General features: G+C 43.3%; 12 protein-coding genes. All 12 read left to right on the forward strand.

All coding sequences use genetic code 11. From position 1 onward, the window contains the following. The first annotated feature begins 193 nt into the window (after window positions 1-193). The 12 genes from BDD43_RS31065 to BDD43_RS11020 all read left to right on the forward strand — a co-directional run bounded on the left by BDD43_RS31065 (window position 194) and on the right by BDD43_RS11020 (window position 17,855). The gene (locus BDD43_RS31065; protein ID WP_394339631.1) at window positions 194-475 is read left to right on the forward strand and encodes a hypothetical protein; all 282 of its coding nucleotides are present in this window, start codon (window positions 194-196) and stop codon (window positions 473-475) included. 75 nt (window positions 476-550) lie between these two features. After that, entirely contained in the window at window positions 551-4,927 is a 4,377-nt protein-coding gene (locus BDD43_RS10975; protein ID WP_121197709.1) for a CusA/CzcA family heavy metal efflux RND transporter, read from the forward strand. Between the two features lies 1 nt (window position 4,928). Next, complete coding sequence (locus tag BDD43_RS10980; RefSeq protein ID WP_121197710.1) at window positions 4,929-6,104, forward strand: efflux RND transporter periplasmic adaptor subunit; 1,176 nt, start codon at window positions 4,929-4,931, stop codon at window positions 6,102-6,104. Window positions 6,105-6,115: 11 nt separating this feature from the next. Then, window positions 6,116-8,176: a heavy metal translocating P-type ATPase gene (locus BDD43_RS10985; RefSeq protein ID WP_121197711.1), complete on the forward strand. Its 2,061-nt coding sequence runs from the start codon at window positions 6,116-6,118 to the stop codon at window positions 8,174-8,176. 10 nt (window positions 8,177-8,186) lie between these two features. Next, window positions 8,187-8,561, forward strand: coding sequence for an RNA polymerase sigma factor (locus tag BDD43_RS10990; protein ID WP_121197712.1), 375 nt, complete (start codon window positions 8,187-8,189; stop codon window positions 8,559-8,561). 170 nt (window positions 8,562-8,731) lie between these two features. Then, window positions 8,732-9,865 carry a FecR family protein gene (locus tag BDD43_RS10995; protein ID WP_162847039.1) on the forward strand — a complete coding sequence of 378 codons (1,134 nt, stop codon included), beginning with the start codon at window positions 8,732-8,734 and terminating at the stop codon, window positions 9,863-9,865. Window positions 9,866-10,125: 260 nt separating this feature from the next. Beyond that, complete coding sequence (locus tag BDD43_RS11000; RefSeq protein ID WP_162847040.1) at window positions 10,126-13,584, forward strand: SusC/RagA family TonB-linked outer membrane protein; 3,459 nt, start codon at window positions 10,126-10,128, stop codon at window positions 13,582-13,584. Between the two features lie 19 nt (window positions 13,585-13,603). Further along, window positions 13,604-14,995 carry a RagB/SusD family nutrient uptake outer membrane protein gene (locus tag BDD43_RS11005; RefSeq protein WP_121197715.1) on the forward strand — a complete coding sequence of 464 codons (1,392 nt, stop codon included), beginning with the start codon at window positions 13,604-13,606 and terminating at the stop codon, window positions 14,993-14,995. Between the two features lie 56 nt (window positions 14,996-15,051). Next, on the forward strand, window positions 15,052-16,509 hold the full coding sequence (locus tag BDD43_RS11010) for a TlpA family protein disulfide reductase (RefSeq protein ID WP_121197716.1): 1,458 nt from the start codon (window positions 15,052-15,054) through the stop codon (window positions 16,507-16,509). A gap of 10 nt (window positions 16,510-16,519) precedes the next feature. After that, complete coding sequence (locus tag BDD43_RS11015; RefSeq protein ID WP_121197717.1) at window positions 16,520-16,999, forward strand: hypothetical protein; 480 nt, start codon at window positions 16,520-16,522, stop codon at window positions 16,997-16,999. 98 nt (window positions 17,000-17,097) lie between these two features. Further along, complete coding sequence (locus BDD43_RS30795) at window positions 17,098-17,232, forward strand: hypothetical protein (protein WP_262707410.1); 135 nt, start codon at window positions 17,098-17,100, stop codon at window positions 17,230-17,232. Between the two features lie 35 nt (window positions 17,233-17,267). Further along, a complete protein-coding gene (locus BDD43_RS11020; protein ID WP_121197718.1) occupies window positions 17,268-17,855 on the forward strand; it encodes an ACT domain-containing protein in 588 nt (195 codons plus the stop codon). The last annotated feature ends 18 nt before the right edge of the window (window positions 17,856-17,873 follow it).

Here is a 17,873-nt window from a genome sequence, read left to right on the forward strand (position 1 = left end):
GCACGCAATTCTACCACCCATATTTCTCAACATCGTGTTAATAAATATGCCCCAACTGATGCGAAAAGACGCTTTTTCGCTTTGCAAGATGGAATAATTCAATGTCTAAAGATTTAGCGAATGTTGGACTTGAGGAAATATTCTGTAGATTTGCTTTGGAATGAAATACTTAGCGATTATATTAAGTGTCTATATGACCTTGCTTGCCCTGCTTCCCTGCCAGGACAGTGAAGATATGATTGCGAGTGTGACGCATGTAACCGTTCAGAAAAGCAAGTCCTGCAATAAGCAAGGCAGCCAGGAAACCTGCCCGCCTTTCTGTACCTGCTCGTGTTGCTCAACAGCCAGGCATATCAGCTCCAATCCAGTTATTCCTGTGTTTGTGAAAACAATAGTGAAGGTATATCCCGCATATACGATTCCATCCATTCAGAACCAGTCGATCAAGATCTGGCAGCCTCCCCAAATAGCTTAATACGATTTTTTACCTTATTTCCGCCTGCAATCAACTTTGCAAGGCCTTTTCGTATCGTATTAATTTTTTCAATTTATGTTTGATAGCATTATCGCGTTCTCTATCAGGAACAAGGTAACTATCGGGATAATGACACTGGTATTAGTGCTGGTGGGCATTTATTCCGCGTACAACCTGCCGGTGGACGCGCAACCCGATATTACCAATAACCAGGTACAGATCATTACACAAGCGCCCAGTTTAGGGGCACAAGAGGTCGAGCAGTTCATTACCGCTCCCATAGAACTATCCATGGCCAATATCGCCGGGATCATCGAAAAACGTTCCATATCCCGTTCGGGTATCTCCGTTATTACGATTGTTTTTAAAGACAACGTGGATATTTATTGGGCCAGGCAGCAGGTGAACGCCCAATTAAAAGAAGCGGAGAACAGCATCCCCACCGGTTTAGGTGAACCGGTACTGGCACCGATCACTACGGGTTTGGGTGAGATCTACCAGTATGTGCTCCACACCAAAAAAGGTTATGAAAAAAAGTACACCGCCACCGACCTGCGCACCTTGCAGGACTGGTTGGTACGTACACAATTAGCGGGTACCGTTGGTGTGGCCGAGGTGAGCGGCTGGGGCGGTTATGTGAAGCAATACGAGATCGCTTTAGATAACGATAAACTGAATTCATTAGGCATTACCATCCCGCAGGTCTACGAGGCCTTGCAAAAGAACAATGAGAACACGGGCGGTTCTTATATTGAGCAACAAAGCAATGCCTACTTTATTCGTGGCTTGGGACAGGTACAAAACCTGGACGATATCCGCAAGATCGTAGTGAAAAACAGCAAAGGTTCGCCAATACTGATCCGTGATATTGCCACCGTACAATTCGGAAGCGCCACCCGTTATGGCGCGGTTACCCGAAATGGTGAAGGCGAAGTTGTGGCCGGGGTAACCCTGATGCTCAAAGGTGAGAACTTTAGCCAGGTGATCCAAAACGTCAAAGAGCGGATGGTGCAGATCCAAAAGTCCCTGCCTGAAGGTGTAATCATCGAACCGTTTATTGACCGGACGGAACTGGTCGGCCGGGCCATCGGCACCGTCGAGCGTAACTTGCTGGAGGGCGCGCTGATCGTCGTATTTGTGCTGGTGCTGTTATTAGGCAATCTAAGAGCCGGTTTAGTAGTAGCCTCCGTTATACCTCTAGCGATGCTGTTTGCTTTTTCCATGATGCGCCTGTTCGGGGTATCAGGCAACCTGATGAGCCTGGGCGCGATTGATTTTGGCCTTATCGTGGACGGCGCAGTAATTATCGTAGAAAGCGTGGTGCACCATATCACGACTGGCAGCTACCGGCAAAAAGGTGTTGAAAAGCTCACTACCGAACAAATGGATGTGGAAGTCCGTGACAGTGCCAGTAAGCTGATGAAGTCTGCCGCCTTTGGGCAGATCATTATCCTGATCGTTTATTTGCCATTGTTATCATTGGTAGGAATCGAAGGCAAAATGTTCCGCCCCATGGCGGAAACCGTAGCCTTTGCCATTTTAGGCGCATTTATCCTGTCGCTGACCTATGTACCGATGGCCAGCGCTTTATTCTTGAGTAAGAAAACTCAACATAAACCCAATATATCCGACCGTATCATCGGGTTCCTGCAACGCGGATACCAACGGGCTTTGATCGTCGTATTAAAAGCAAAAGTTTTAACGGTTGTTGTCGTGTTTATCTTTTTCGGTATCGCGATCTGGGCGTTTAGCAAAATGGGTGGCGAGTTTATCCCCACACTTGAAGAAGGCGACTTAACCGTGGAGATCTCCATGATGCAGGGCACTTCGCTCAGCGAAGTGGTCAAAACCTTTGGCAAAGCCGAAAAGGTGCTGAAAGACCGGTTCCCTGAGATCAAGCAGGTCGTTACCCGTATCGGCAGTTCTGAGATACCAACTGACCCCATGCCGATGGAAAAAGGCGATATGATGCTGGCCATGAAACCAAAGGGAGAATGGAAAAGCGCCAAAACACGGGAGGAAATGACGGAGAAAATGGAAGAAGCCTTAGCTATTATACCGGGCATCAATGTCGAAATATCCCAACCAATGCAAATGCGTTTTAATGAACTGATGACCGGTATCCGCCAGGATGTGGCCATTAAGATCTATGGCGATGATTTGGATGTATTATCCACCCAAGCCAACAAGATCGCCAAACTCATTGCGCCGGTTAAGGGCGTGAGCGAACCTTATATCGAGAAAGTGAGCGGCCTTCCGCAGATACAGGTCGCTTATAACCGTGATAAGATGGCGCAGTACGGCTTGAATATCAGTGATGTGAACATGATCCTGAAAACCGCTTTTGCCGGAAGCGTCGCCGGTGTGGTGTTCGAGGGTGAAAAACGTTTTGATATGGTCGTTCGCCTGAACCGTGACCTACGGGAGAATATTTCAGGAGTTGAAAACTTATTGGTTCCACTGCCGTCAGGCAATAAAGTCCCGTTAAGCCAGGTAGCAGATATTGCTTTTAAAGATGCGCCCGCACAGGTTTCCCGCGAAGACGGTAAACGCCGCATCTATGTGGGATTTAATGTAAAAGACCGCGATGTGGAAACCACCGTTAAGGAAATACAGGGCAAATTGAATAGCAGCTTTAAACTGCCATCGGGTTATTATATCACCTATGGTGGACAATTCCAGAACTTGCAGGCGGCCAAAGCCCGCTTATCTATCGCCGTTCCGGCAGCTTTACTGTTTATCCTGATCTTACTTTACGTGACATTTCGGTCGGTAAAAGAAAGCCTGCTGATTTTTACGGCGGTGCCGCTGGCTTCGATGGGTGGTGTAGCCGCCTTATTATTACGTGGCATGCCATTCAGCATTTCGGCCGGCGTAGGTTTCATTGCTTTGTTTGGTGTGGCGGTACTGAATGGTATCGTCCTTATCGGTTATTTTAATCAACTGAAAGAAGAAGGCATGGATAATATCTACGACCGGGTTTTAGAAGGTACCAAAACCAGGCTGCGCCCTGTGCTAATGACTGCCTCCGTAGCCTCATTAGGTTTCCTGCCGATGGCTTTATCGGCCAGCGCGGGTGCAGAAGTGCAGAAGCCATTAGCGACAGTAGTGATCGGTGGTTTAATCACCGCGACATTTCTGACGTTATTTGTATTGCCATGTCTGTATCTCCTCTTTAACCGGAAAGAAACGATCAAAGTAAAAGTTCCTAAAGCCCTATTGGTATTTATATTAGTTGGCGGCAGCTTACTATTACAACCTAATAAATCAGAAGCGCAAAACACGGCGCCGTTAACATTGGATAGCGCCATTGCAAAAGCGCTGCGAAACAATTTACAAATACGTTCGGCCGGGCTGTCGGTAGAGCAAAGCCGTGCTTTGCAAAAGTCGGGTACCGACATTCCGAAAACGGAACTCATGCTGACGCAAGACCCGACCAGCGGCGGTAATATGGACAATGCCATCGGCATCACCCAGAATATCGCCTGGCCCGGCCTATATAAGAACCAGCGCAAGTTGCTTAACCAGCAAACCTTACTGGCTGAAAGAACGGGCAATATTACCCGCGCGGAGATCACCCGTAATGTGCGAAACGCGTATTATGCCTATTTGCTGAACAGGGAAACCCTGCGCATCCTACACTACCAGGACAGTATTTATAGTGGTTTTGTTAAACGGGCAGAGGTCAGATTAAAGACCGGGGAAACTTCTAACCTCGAATTGTTCAGCGCTAAAAACAAATACCAGGAAGTACAGGCTTTGAAACTCGGTGTGCAGGCCGACCTGAAAAGCAATGAATTGGCTTTAAAACAATTGCTGAATACGACTGAGGCCATAACGATAGCAGAAAGCAAGCTGCCCTTATGGTTGGCTGCTCCCTCAGATACCATTAACACGAGCCGTAACGCCCAGGTGAATGCCGAACTACAAAACATTGAGGTGGCCAATGCGCGTATCGCAGTAGAAAAATCCAAAGGAATGCCCGACCTGACCGTTGGCTATAACCAGCAGCTGGTGATTTCCGGCTTTAACCCGGCAGGTATTGACCGGGGCTATACGCCCGGCACCCGGATCGCGGGTATTCAGTTAAGTGTTGCTTTGCCGATCTTCAATGGCGCTAATCGATCTCGGGTCAAAGCTGAAAAACTATCCGGCCAGATCGCGCAAACCAATTACCAAAACACCCAAAGCCAGGTGCGGCTGCAATACGAGCAGGAAATGCAGCAATACCAAAAGTACCGGCAAGCGGTGGATTATTATACATCGGGTGGCTTAAAACAGGCCGACGAGCAACTGCGCATCGCGCAGGTTTCATTTAACCTGGGTGAGATCGGCTATGTAGAGTATATCCAGAATATATCTGCGGCGGTTCAAACCAAATTAGCCTACATCGATGCGGTCAGCCGTTTGAACCAGTCCGCCATTCAATTACAATTTTTAAGAGGAGAATAATATGAAATTATATATCACCACCCTGCTTTTGGCCGGAACTTTACTGGCTTCCTGTTCAGGTGAAAAAACTGCTGACAAGGACACCGACAGCAGTAAGACCGAAAAAAAAGACAAAGAAAACGGGCTGGAATTAAGCCCTGAACAAATGAAGTCGGTGGGCATTGAAACCGGCCCCATTGAGCAAAAGAACCTCGATGCCGTGGTAAAAGCGAACGGGCAATTAGCCGTGCCACCGCAGAACAAGGCGGATGTCAGTATCCTCTCCGGCGGTATCATTGGTAATATCAATGTACTGGAAGGCCAGCAGGTACATAAAGGGCAAGTTTTGGCCACGATCAAGAATCAGGACCTGCTTAAACTGCAACAGGACTACTTAGCGGCTAAAAACAATTTTACTTATGTGCAGGCCGAGTATGATCGTCAAACACAATTGAAAGCAGCGGGTGCCGGTACCGGTAAGTCCTTCCAGGCCTCGGAAGCGACCTATAATGCCGAGCGTTCTAAACTCACCGGTTATGAAAGTCAGTTACAACAATTAGGCATTTCGCCGGGCAGGATCAATAATGGTCATATCGTTAGCCAGTTCCCGGTGTTATCACCGATCAGCGGCACGGTGGGCACCATTACGGCTAATACCGGTGCTTTTGTGCAGCCCGGCACCTCGATCATGGAAGTGGTGGATAATTCCAAGATCCATTGTGACCTGACCGTATTTGAAAAAGACCTGATGTCGGTGAAAGTTGGCCAAAAGGTAAACTTTCAGCTCACCAACCAGGATAACCAGGTCATCACCGGGGTCATTAACGGTGTCAACAAATCATTCGAGAATGAAAGCAAGGGTGTAGTAGTTCACGCGGTCATTAACAATAAGGCCCACCAAAACCTGATCCCCGGTATGTATGTCACCGCGCTGATCAGCACGGGCAGCAAACTAATGCCCGCTGTACCTGTTGATGCAGTGATCCGTTCCGAAGGCAAGCAGTATATTTTTGTGACGACCACACATGCTCAAGACGGCAAAACAATTTTTACCAAAACGGAAGTAACCACCGGCGTAACTGAACTGGGCTATATCCAGATCACACCATTGACTGCTTTACCGGCTAATGTTCAGATAGCGACCAAGGGCGCATTTTATTTACAATCCAAAGCTGCCGGTGGCGCTGAAGAAGAATAACAATCATCAACATGAAAAAGCAAACAAAGCATAAAGCAGCTGATAAAAAACAACCACAGGTTGATATTTCTACTGCGAAGGACAAAGAAGAAAAGCACGATCACGAGCATGAGGGTGCTGAAAGCGGTCATGACCATGAGCATGGCGGTATTTTCGGCAAAAACACGGAACTGATCTTTGCCGCCCTTTCAGGGGTATTTCTGGCATTGGGTTTCGGGTTATCATTCGTCCATTCCCTGCCGCCTTTGACAAGTACGATATTGTATGGCATCGGTTATTTCTTTGGCGGTTTTTATACCACGAAAGAGGCTTACGAAGCCATCAGTAAAGGGCAATTTGAAATTGATTTTCTAATGCTGGTGGCTGCTGTTGGTGCGGCTTTCCTGGGCCAATGGGCGGAAGGTGCATTACTGTTATTCCTGTTTAGCTTCGGTCATTCGCTGGAGCATTACGCGATGGGAAAGGCGACCAAATCTATCGCCGCTTTAGCAGAACTCGCGCCGAAAACAGCAATTGTGCGCCGGGATGGTAAAGAAACTGAAGTGCCTATCGAGGAACTGGTATTGGGCGACATCATTATTATCAAACCAAACAGCAAAATCTCTGCGGATGGCGCTGTAATTAAAGGGGAAAGCAGTGTTAACCAGGCCCCGATCACAGGCGAAAGCGTGCCGGTCGATAAATCTCCGGTAGCTGATCCCGATAAAGACCATGATGACAAAACGCTGAAAGCGGAAAACAAAGTATTTGCAGGGACGATCAACGGCAGCCAGGTATTGGAAGTGAAAGTAACCAAACTCGCGGCTGATTCCACGCTTTCCCGTTTAGTCAAACTGGTGAACGATACCGAGGCGCAAAAATCGCCCACGCAATTATTTACCGATAAGCTCCAAAAAGTTTATGTACCTGCCGTACTGGTATTGGTGGTGATCTTATTATTCGCTTACCTGGTGATTGACGAACCATTCAGTAAAAGCTTTTACCGGGCAATGGCGGTATTGGTTGCCGCCAGTCCTTGTGCTTTAGCGATCTCCACGCCAAGCGCGGTGCTTAGCGCTATTGCAAGGGCAGCGAGAGGCGGTGTACTCATCAAAGGCGGCGGGCCGTTAGAAGAATTAGGCGGGTTGACCGCTATCGCGTTTGATAAAACAGGGACATTGACCGAAGGTAAGCCGCAATTAACCGGTGTGGTCGCTTTAACCAAATTGTCGGAAGATGAAGTTTTGGAGATCGCGATAGCTGTTGAGAAGCTCAGTGACCATCCTTTGGCCGCGGCTATTGTAAAAGGCGGTTTGGAACGGTTAAAACAAAAAGATATTCCCTCAGCTAAAAACCTCCAGGCCGTAACCGGGCATGGCGTAAAAGCTACGGTCGGTGGTAAAAAGATCGTGATCGGTAACCGTAGCTTGTTCAAAAAACTGGATGCTGAAATCAATGGTCAGGTAGAAAAACTGGAGAAAGAAGGCAATACGACGATGCTGGTTGAACGCGAAGGTGAAATTATCGGCTTAATTTCCCTGATGGATGTGCCGCGTAAAGAAGCGAAGAAAACGCTTGCCGAATTAAAGGAGTTGGGCATCAAGAAAATGATCATGCTAACCGGCGACAACCAGCAGGTAGCCGAAGCCGTTGCCAAACAAATCGGAATTACCGATGCGATGGGTGGATTATTGCCGGAGCAAAAGGTGAAAGCGGTTCAAGATCTGATCAAAAAGGAAAAGAAGGTCGCCATGATCGGTGATGGCGTGAATGATGCCCCGGCGATGGCCAAAAGCACCGTTGGTATCGCTATGGGTGCCGCAGGCTCAGATGTTGCCTTAGAAACCGCGGATATCGCTTTGATGGCTGATCGGTTAGACAACCTGCCATTCGCTATTGGTTTGAGCCGGCAATCCCGCCGCATCATTAAACAGAACCTGGTGATCAGTTTAGGCATGGTTGCTGTATTGATACCCTTAACCATTTTGGGAATTTCAGGTATCGGCCCGGCTGTTGTCGGACATGAGGGTTCCACTTTGGTTGTAGTTTTTAACGGCTTGCGCTTACTGGTTTACCAGAATAACCGCAAATAGAGAGGAGATTATGGAAGCTTTTGAAGTTATCGTAAAAGCCCATTCACCGAAAATCTATTATTTTCTGCGTAGAATGGGTTTGGAGCACGAAGATGCGGATGAAATATTACAGGATGTATTCCTCCTGCTTTGGCGGGATTTGAAAAACGGGCATGGATTAGATACGGTGAATTTAAGATTGTATCAGCATGCTATAAAAAAAGCGCTCAATTTTTTAAAAGAAACCAATACCAAAGATAGACTGGTATTCATCCTGAAACAGCACGAGGGTTTTGATTTCGGGGATATATCAGAAATGACCGGTATGGAGGTTGGTGATGTCCGGGATAGTTTTAAATCAGGATTGGAGTTAGAAGCCGCAAAAATTAAAGGAGGCCCTTACTGATGGTAAGGGCTTTCTTTACTATAAGTGTGACATTAAATGATGTAAATGTGTGACATCATAAGATGTTATTGACAACAAAATTAATTAATTCCAAAAATATTTTTATTTCTTCTAACCCTTTGCCTTCGGCAAAAGGTCATCAGCGTACAAAGGGTAAAAACCCATTACGCATGAATAACAACGCGAAAGATTTATTGGCGAAATACCACGCTGGCACCGCTACTGACGAGGAAAAGCAACTCGTAGAAAACTGGCTGTTGCATGGCAACAACGGCCCATTGGACATAAGTGAAAACGAATTTAATAGCGACCTGGATGAGTTACGTGACCGAATGGAAGAAGCGACCTTTATGCCTCAACGCAGGAAGCTCTGGCCGCGCATTGCGGCGGCGGCCTCTATACTGATTGCTTTGGGAGTGGGCGGTTATTACTTTATTCATAAAGAACAGCCACAGCAACTTGCCGTTAATAGACCGTTACAGCATGATGTTGCTCCGGGCAAAAATACCGCAACATTAACTTTGGCTAATGGTCAAAAGATTATCCTTTCGAATGCCTTGACCGGACAGATCGCTAAAGAAGTGGGTGTAAATGTGACCAAAACCGCTAATGGGGGGATTGTATACACCATAGCTGATAACAATGAAGCGGATGCTAATCAATTTAACACATTAATTACTGCTAAGGGTGAAACCTATAAGGTGAACCTACCTGACGGCACCCAGGTATGGTTGAATGCTGCATCATCGCTGACCTATCCCACTAGGTTCACAGGTGCTTATCGTAAGGTAAGACTGACAGGTGAAGGCTATTTTGAAGTGGCTAAGGATAAAGCGCATCCATTCATTGTGTCCGCAGACAAACAGGATGTGACCGTGCTGGGCACCCATTTTAATGTGAACGCTTATAACAATGAGCCGGATCTAAAAACAACGCTATTGGAAGGTAGCGTAAAAATAAGTAATAGGGGCCAATCTGCGGTCTTGAAACCGGGCCAGCAGGCGAGCGTACAGTGGTCTGATGAAAAAATAAGAGTTGCTGTCACTAACACAAAACAAGCGGTGGCCTGGAAAGATGGCGAATTTATTTTCGAGCATACCGAATTGAAGACGCTGATGCGGCAGGTAGCCCGTTGGTATGACCTGGATATTGTGTATAAGGGCGATATCGCTAACGATGAATTTAACGGTGAGATCAGCCGCGACGTTAACCTGTCAAAAATGCTGCACATCCTGGAATCTGGCGATGTCCATTTTAAGATCATTACAGAGAATAATAAAAAGAAATTGATTATAACACCATGAGAAGATGGCAATTAACAGAGGCGATCACCCCTAATTAACCAAAAAAACATGGAAAGATAAACTTATACGAAACTTGGAAGATGCCCAAAAAAGAACCGGAAGTGCTGGTAACACTCCCGGCGAAAGTTCGGGTAACCAAAAATAAAATCGATTCGAAGACATTATTCCGTTAACCCTAACCATACAAAAGTATGCATTTAAACTTACGTGTAAAAGACGCGTGTATGAAGCGATCCTATGCACCTCAAATACTAAAGGTAATGAAGCTAACCGTATTGCTGATCACCCTTGCCTGTCTCCAGGTTTCTGCTAAAGTTTACTCCCAGATCAACATTTCAAAAAAAAATATGCCACTGGTTGAAGCGCTGAATACCATCCAGCAACAAAGCGGCTATACTTTTTTCTATAAAGCTAAGCTGGTCGAGCCTATTAAAGTAGATGTCAATCTGCACAACGCAACGATTCAACAGGCCATGACTCAATTACTGGAAGGCAAAGCTTTATCTTTTGAAATCATTGATAAGACAATCACGATAAAACCAGTTGAAAAACGTGATGTCAGGAAAGAAATAACTGCGTCACTTGAACCTATTGAAGTCAAGGGCCGAGTAACCGATACCACGGGACTATCCTTACCTGGCGCCAGTTTAAAATCAAAACTGACCAACAAGTCCTACGTTACCGACAATCAAGGCGGATTTGTGCTCAATGCTGAGGTTGGCGATGAGATTACCATATCGTTTATAGGTTATACTTCTCAAGTATTCATCGTAGCTAAAGACATGCCCTTTCAGAATGTCATCTTACATGTAAGCAGTAGCAGGCTTAATGAGGTAGTGGTCAGCACGGGATATCAGCAATTGGTAAAAGAAAACGCCACGGGCTCATTTACCTACATCGATAATAAGTTAATTAACAGATCGGTTGGAACAGATATTTTGTCAAGGTTAGACGGGGTTACAAGTGGTGTTATTTTTAATAAAACGTTTAATAAAACAAATCTTTCATCGTCCTCTAATGGTGGTGACCCCGGAATAAGTATACGCGGCAGAAGTACCTTATTTGCTAACACTGAACCATTGGTTGTTTTAGATAACTTTCCATATGATGGAGACCTGAATAATATAAATCCAAATGATGTAGAGTCAATTACTATTTTAAAAGATGCCGCCGCCGCCTCAATTTGGGGGGTCAGGGCTGGTAACGGCGTAATAGTAATTACCACGAAAAAGGGAAAGCTTAATTCTGGCCCCAAAGTTTCACTAAACACCAGTATTACTGTGGCTGATAAACCAAATTTAAATGCAGTCCCGCAGATGTCATCTAAAGACTTTATCGAAATGGAAAAATTTTGGTTTGACAACGGAAAATATGATGTTTATCTCAATTTTCTTCCTTTTGTTAATCAAACCCCGGCAGTTGATATTTTGAATGACGAAAAAAAAGGCATTCTTACTGCCTCGCAAGCAAATTCACAGCTACAAGCATTAGGAAAGATAAATGCTAACGATGCATATGACAAATACTTTCTTAGAAACTCAGTTAATCAACAATATTCTCTGAGCATTAGTGGCGGTTCAGAAAATAACCAGTATTATATCGGTGGCGGTTTTGACAAAGATATTTCTGGCCAAATTGCTAATAGTTTCAAGCGTTATAGCCTTACAGTCAACAACAGCTATAATCTTATGCATAATCGACTTACACTGGGGATGAGTTTGTTTTTTACAAACAGCAATAGCATCAGTAATTCCGACCCGTACAATATTCAATATCCGTATGAGCAAGTTGTAGATAATAATGGAAACGCGCTTGCAGTTAACCGGGACTTTCGAAAGGCGTCGAAAGACGCCTTATCAAATTCAGGACTGTTAGATTGGAACTATTATCCTTTTAATGAACGGCTTAATCATGGCAATGTGACTGACCTGCTTGATTATCGAGCAGGGCTTCAATTAAATTATAAAATCATTCCGAAAATATTAAATGTAAACTTAAATTACCAATATCAGCAGGGGAATTCTGAAAATAATATTATCAGAGGCACAGATATGTACTCTACGCGTTTGTTGATCAATGAATATGCGCAGATAAATCCATCAGGATTAATAACCTATCCCATACCACTTGGCGCAATTTCCAGCAACTCAAATAGCAAATATCAGAGTAACACTGCCAGGCTTCAATTTAACTATAAACAAGAGTTCGGAGCAAAAAACGAGTTCAGCATGATTGCGGGGTCAGAGATTAAAGATAATAATTCGTTTCAAAGATATTCTACCTTATATGGTTATAATGAAAATAATGCCACCAATATACCAGTCGATTACTTTACTTATTATAACTACAGCATAGGCTTTAATAATAGTCGTATTCCCTATGGGGGTAGCCAATCCGGCACGATTGATCGTTTCTTTTCCTATTATGCTAATGCGAATTATACTTACGATCGTAAATATACGCTTTCAGCTAGTGCCCGAAAAGATGAGTCAAATTTGTTTGGAGTCAATGCTAATAACAAGGGAGTTCCATTGTATTCAGTAGGCCTTAACTATGCCATTAGTAAAGAAAGTTTTTATAATGTTCCGTTGTTACCCTATCTGAATATCAGATTGACTGACGGGTATAATGGAAATTTAAGCAAAAACCTTTCTGCATATACTACTGCAACTGTTTTAGCCAATCAACTTAGTTACTACAATACGCCAATCGAGTCAATCGTTAATCCGCCTAATCCGAATCTCAGTTGGGAGAAAGTAAATGTTATTAACGCCGGAATTGATTTTGGGTCAAAAAACAACAGGATATCAGGCAGTTTTGATTACTATGTAAAAAAGGGCGAAAACCTGATAGGTACTAGTCCGGTCGCACCTCAAACAGGAGTAACAATATTCACTGGTAACACAGCGAGTATGATTACTCATGGAATGGATTTTCAACTAAACAGTATAAATCTTCGGGGTGAATTCAGCTGGACTACAAACTTTTTATTAAATTATGTCAGAGACAAGGTAACAAAGTTTAATCTTCCTGTAGGATCGAATTCTTTGTATGTGGGTAGTAATTATCAAAACCCATTCGTCGGCAAGCCTTACTCAGCGATATTTGCCTATCCATCTACGACACTTGATGACAAGGGAAATCCTCAAGGATATCTCGATGGTAAACTTAGTGAAGATTATGCCGGCATACTCAATTCGACTAATCCTGCCGAATTAAAATATATTGGTACTGCTTCTCCTACATGGTTTGGAAGTTTAAGAAATAACTTTGCCTATCAGGGGTTCGATTTATCTATGAACATCTCATTTAAAATGGGTTATTATTTTAGGCGAGGATCTTTTACCTCTAGCAATGGAGGCTACCAACAAGCAGACTTTGAAAAAAGATGGCAAAAGTCCGGGGATGAAAAAACTACTATAGTACCCGCCCTCATTTACCCTGATGATGGTCAGCGTGATTTATTTTTTGCCGGTTCGGACAAATTGGTAGTTAAAGGGGATCATATTCGATTACAAGATATAAAACTTGGTTATACATTTTCGGGAAAGCATAGGCATATGCCATTCAATAATTTAAAACTTTATGCCTATGTAAACAACTTGGGCATATTGTGGAGAGCAAATAAATTAGGGATTGATCCTGATTATTCCGGTAACTCTATTTATACCGTCCCTAACCCCAGAACTTATGCAATGGGCTTAACCGCTGATTTTTAACCTCTATTAATTCATAAAAATGAAAAATCTAAAGATATACATAGCGCTTGTCGCTACCATGACTCTGGGGGTTTTATCGGGGTGTAAAAAAGATTTCCTCGATAAAAAACCTAATTCGAATATCGTTATTCCTGAGACGCTCGATGACATGACACAGTTGTTGGACAATACTACAAATAACTTTAATACACCAGCGATGGGTATCATGTCCGGGGAAGATTATTATTACCCAACAATTGATAGTTATAACTCTTTGCCAAAAAAAACCTCAAAAAATTGTTATACCTGGAATAAAGATATTTATGGGGGAGAAACAGCTGTTCCGGATTGGAACAAGCCTTATTCAACAGTTTTTACAGCTAATGTTGTGCTCGAACAGTGGGATAAATTATCAGTTACTGATAAACAAAGCACCTCTGGTAAATATGTTAAAGCCTGGGCATTGTTTAGTCGTAGCTTTTCCCTTTACAACCTTGTGCAAATATTTGCTCCGGCATACAACAAAGCTACAGCCGGCAATGATCTGGGAATTCCATTAAAATTAACTGCTAATATCAATGACATTCAGCCCCGAGCCAGTGTACAAGCGGTGTATGACCGAATATTATCTGATCTGAATTCTTCCATTGAACTGTATCCTGCCTCATTCCCAGCTAATAATCTCAATAGGTCATCGAAAGCATCAACTTATGCACTTCTTAGCCGTATTTACTTAAGTATGCGCGAGTATGACAAGGCATTGGCTGCCGCCAATAATTCATTAGCAGCTCGCGACGAACTGGTAGACTTTAACACGTTAGATACTACGGCAACTTCACCATTTACTATTTATAATCCGGAATTGGTATACACGAGTTTTTCTGTTTTAGAATATTTTGAAGCGATCGGGGCTCTATATGCGAATCATGCGGCAATTCTACCTGAGTTTCTTCAGCTTTACGATAAAAACGATTTGCGCAAACAAATTTATTTTTACGTGAATGAAAACAATTTTTTCGTCAAGTCTGGGTATGGGGGAAATACGTACTGGCCATTCATGGGTCTGGCCGTTGACGAATTATACTTGATCAAAGCAGAATGTTTGTCAAGAGGAGGTGACCAGTCAGGGGCTACAGACGCACTTAATAAATTATTGGTAAAACGCTATGTCTCTGGAACCTTCGTGCCGCTCACTGTTGGGTCTGCGGATGAAGTATTGAATAAGATTTTATTAGAACGACGTAAAGAACTAGTTTGGCGCGGTCTGCGTTGGTCAGATATTAAACGTCTTAACCTGGAAGGTGCCAATATTACTTTGACTCGAACTTTAGACGGGAAAACTTACACCTTGGCACCAAACAGCCCATTGTATGTGATGCCGATTCCTTCTGATGAGATCGCGCTGAGTCATATACAACAAAATCAACGTTAATAATTTGTTTAAAAATGGATTGGAGAGTGTAACCCTCTCCAATTGTATAAATCTATATGAAAAAATTATTTTTACTGCTAGTCCTGGTTTTGGGTATTTGTGAGACTCAAAGCGCATTTTGTCAATCGTCCATTCACGGGTATACCATAGATGGTGAAATAGTAGGGATTGAAACAGATAGTATCAAAATTGAATATTACAACTCTCCGTCGAGTTTTATACCGGTAACCGCAACACATTATTCCAAAGTAGTTAATGGTAGATTTCACTTTAATTTAGGTAACCTGTCTCGTATGCCGTTTGGCAGCATAAAAGTTTTTAGAGATTCACCTGATGGATATATAATTATAAATGATTTTTTTCTGACAGAGCCAGAAGATCATATACATATCACACTAAGTTTAGGTGACCCTATCTTTAGCGGGAAAGGATCCGCTAAATATAATTTTATGGTTTGGCTGACGCACCTTATTTCGGATCAAAATCAAAACTCCTACAAACGAATTGATGATCCTATTGAGAACATTGAGTATCAGAACAGTGTATGGGATAAGATTGAAAAGAACGCAATGGCAGTTTTGTATACTAATAAGGATAAAATAAGCGCGGGTGTTATATCCATTCTCCAATTAACTATCAATGCTATGCACGCGAATCAAGAACTGGTGGCGCTTCGTAGTAATACAGACAGTGTCGTTAGGGTATATCTTTCACATCATCCAATAGGATTTGCTCAGTTAGAAAAACCAAATGATTTGTCCGTTAAGGCTGCAAACTTCGGAGATGCTTTAATTTTGAAAGAACAAATTATAGCCAGACTTAAAACGCGTGGAGAGGAACAACGTTCTGAAAAAATGTTTGAATCTGTAAAAAATGGCTATAAAGGCGTTGTCCGTGACAAACTTTTATCAATTATGGCCTTGTGGGATTCTTATCATTCAGGGTTAAATTTAGACTCTATAACAAACGAAATAAATGATAGCTATTATAAAACAACAGTTTTAAACTATGTTGATCGCCTTAGAATTGGATCGATGGTTTTTGACGGACAATTTTCGGATATGAATGGTAAGGTCGTTAATATTAGCGATTTTAAGGGGAAAGTTGTTATTCTGGATGTCTATTTTACAGGTTGTTCCGGTTGCATAAGACTATCACAGGCGATGACGCCTGTACTAGACGCCTTCCAGGATAACCCCAATGTTGTACTCTTAAGTATTAACGAAGACAAGAAACGCGACTTATTTATTGCAGCGGTAAAAAGTCAGCGCTATACACACGCACAGTCCGTCAATGTATATACAAATGGACAGGGGGAAGAACACCCTTTTACCAAACATTACCAATTGGTTGGCGCTCCTCAGTACATGATAATTGGTAAAGACGGCAGAATATTACTGGCCAATTCCCCTCAAGCCCCTAATTTAAATAGGTTAACGGGCGAGGTAAACCCAAATGATTCAGGGGTGTTGGCTTGGATTGATATTATTAAAAAAGCTTTGTCAGCAAATTAACGAAGTCAGCATGAAAACATTATTCATATTATTTATATCGTTTGCTTTTATATCCTTAACAAATGCTCAAAGTGTTGATTATTCTGGCAGTTACAGGATCGACACTGCAAAAACTAAGTGGGGGAATTTACCTTACTATGTTTTACCGAAATCGGTTAAGATTGTTCAAGAGAAAGACAGTTTAACCATTTCGAAATACAAGGTAAATGAAAAATCGGAAGATCTACCTGTTGTAAGCTATTGTTACAAATTTGTCTCGCCAAGCTTAAAAACTAAGGGGGCTAATGGGAATACCACGGTTTCCAGTTTAAAATTCAATAACGATGGTTCCTTTGTGATTATGTATGAAACTGTGGGTTTGGATGGCAAGTTTCTATTGCGAAATGTCGAGACCTGGCGAATGGATGGAAAAGAACTGACAATAAATAGTGCTGTTGAACAGGACAACGGTGTGAAATACAATATCACTGGTAATTACGACAAGATTTAGAAGACCGGGCGTAAAAGATTAATATCAGTTCAATAATAGTTAGTTGGGCGCGCCTGGATTTTTTCAGGTGCGCTTTTTTCTCTTGTTTATAATTTTTATTGATCATCCGAACTGATGATGCCGCAGCACTGGAAAAGGTTCTGACGAAAGACAGTATCAATACCTGCTACGGTAATTACAGCCTGCTTTCCCAGGCGGTTCGCACGGATGCAAATAATGCTTTGATCTGCTGATTAAAAGGGAGCTGCCGGCCAATGGAGGGTAATGAATGGCAGGGGAAGAACAAAACCATTACGGTACAAAGCAAGAAACGACAATATTAAAGAAGGAGACATTTTATAAGACCATGAAAGTAAATTATTTATTAACGATCCTCTCCGAAGACAGGAAAGGGCTGGTCAGCATCATCACTACGATGCTGAACCGGAAAGGCATAGCCATGGATAGCATCCATGCAGCAAAGACGGACAGTCACAATGAAGTGCTGATTACCATCGAATTGTGGTCAACGGCAGAAGAAATTAAAAACATGGCAGCCAGGCTTCGTAATATCATCGAGGTATGCCGGGTGGAAACCTGCCCCAAAGCGGATGCCTGGTACCAGAAAGTTGGCCTGTATACGCTGGATCAGCAGGCCAATCAAGCGGGTTTATTCAACCAACTGCAGCGGCACGGCGCTACGGTAGCTACCTGCTTTAATGATGAGGTGGTCGTCCAGAGAATCGGCAGGGATGAAGATCTGCAACGCTTGTACAACGAACTGGAAGGCCCCTGCCTTAAGCGGTTCAGTAAGAGTGCGGCCATTGCCTTGAAACCTTTGGAGGAACAGTCATCGGTCATTAGCAGGGCTGCATGACGTGCAGCCCAATGAAAA

Source organism: Mucilaginibacter gracilis, from assembly GCF_003633615.1.
Classification (GTDB): Bacteria; Bacteroidota; Bacteroidia; order Sphingobacteriales; family Sphingobacteriaceae; genus Mucilaginibacter; species Mucilaginibacter gracilis.

Bases quoted from the DNA above. Each gene is read 5' to 3' on its own strand.
- BDD43_RS11005 (WP_121197715.1), top strand. From the start codon at position 13,604: ATGAAAAATCTAAAGATATACATAGCGCTTGTCGCTACCATGACTCTG.
- BDD43_RS31065 (WP_394339631.1), top strand. From the start codon at position 194: ATGACCTTGCTTGCCCTGCTTCCCTGCCAGGACAGTGAAGATATGATT.
- BDD43_RS11000 (WP_162847040.1), top strand. From the start codon at position 10,126: ATGAAGCTAACCGTATTGCTGATCACCCTTGCCTGTCTCCAGGTTTCT.
- BDD43_RS10995 (WP_162847039.1), top strand. From the start codon at position 8,732: ATGAATAACAACGCGAAAGATTTATTGGCGAAATACCACGCTGGCACC.
- BDD43_RS10985 (WP_121197711.1), top strand. From the start codon at position 6,116: ATGAAAAAGCAAACAAAGCATAAAGCAGCTGATAAAAAACAACCACAG.
- BDD43_RS10980 (WP_121197710.1), top strand. From the start codon at position 4,929: ATGAAATTATATATCACCACCCTGCTTTTGGCCGGAACTTTACTGGCT.
- BDD43_RS11020 (WP_121197718.1), top strand. From the start codon at position 17,268: ATGGCAGGGGAAGAACAAAACCATTACGGTACAAAGCAAGAAACGACA.
- BDD43_RS11010 (WP_121197716.1), top strand. From the start codon at position 15,052: ATGAAAAAATTATTTTTACTGCTAGTCCTGGTTTTGGGTATTTGTGAG.
- BDD43_RS11015 (WP_121197717.1), top strand. From the start codon at position 16,520: ATGAAAACATTATTCATATTATTTATATCGTTTGCTTTTATATCCTTA.
- BDD43_RS10975 (WP_121197709.1), top strand. From the start codon at position 551: ATGTTTGATAGCATTATCGCGTTCTCTATCAGGAACAAGGTAACTATC.
- BDD43_RS10990 (WP_121197712.1), top strand. From the start codon at position 8,187: ATGGAAGCTTTTGAAGTTATCGTAAAAGCCCATTCACCGAAAATCTAT.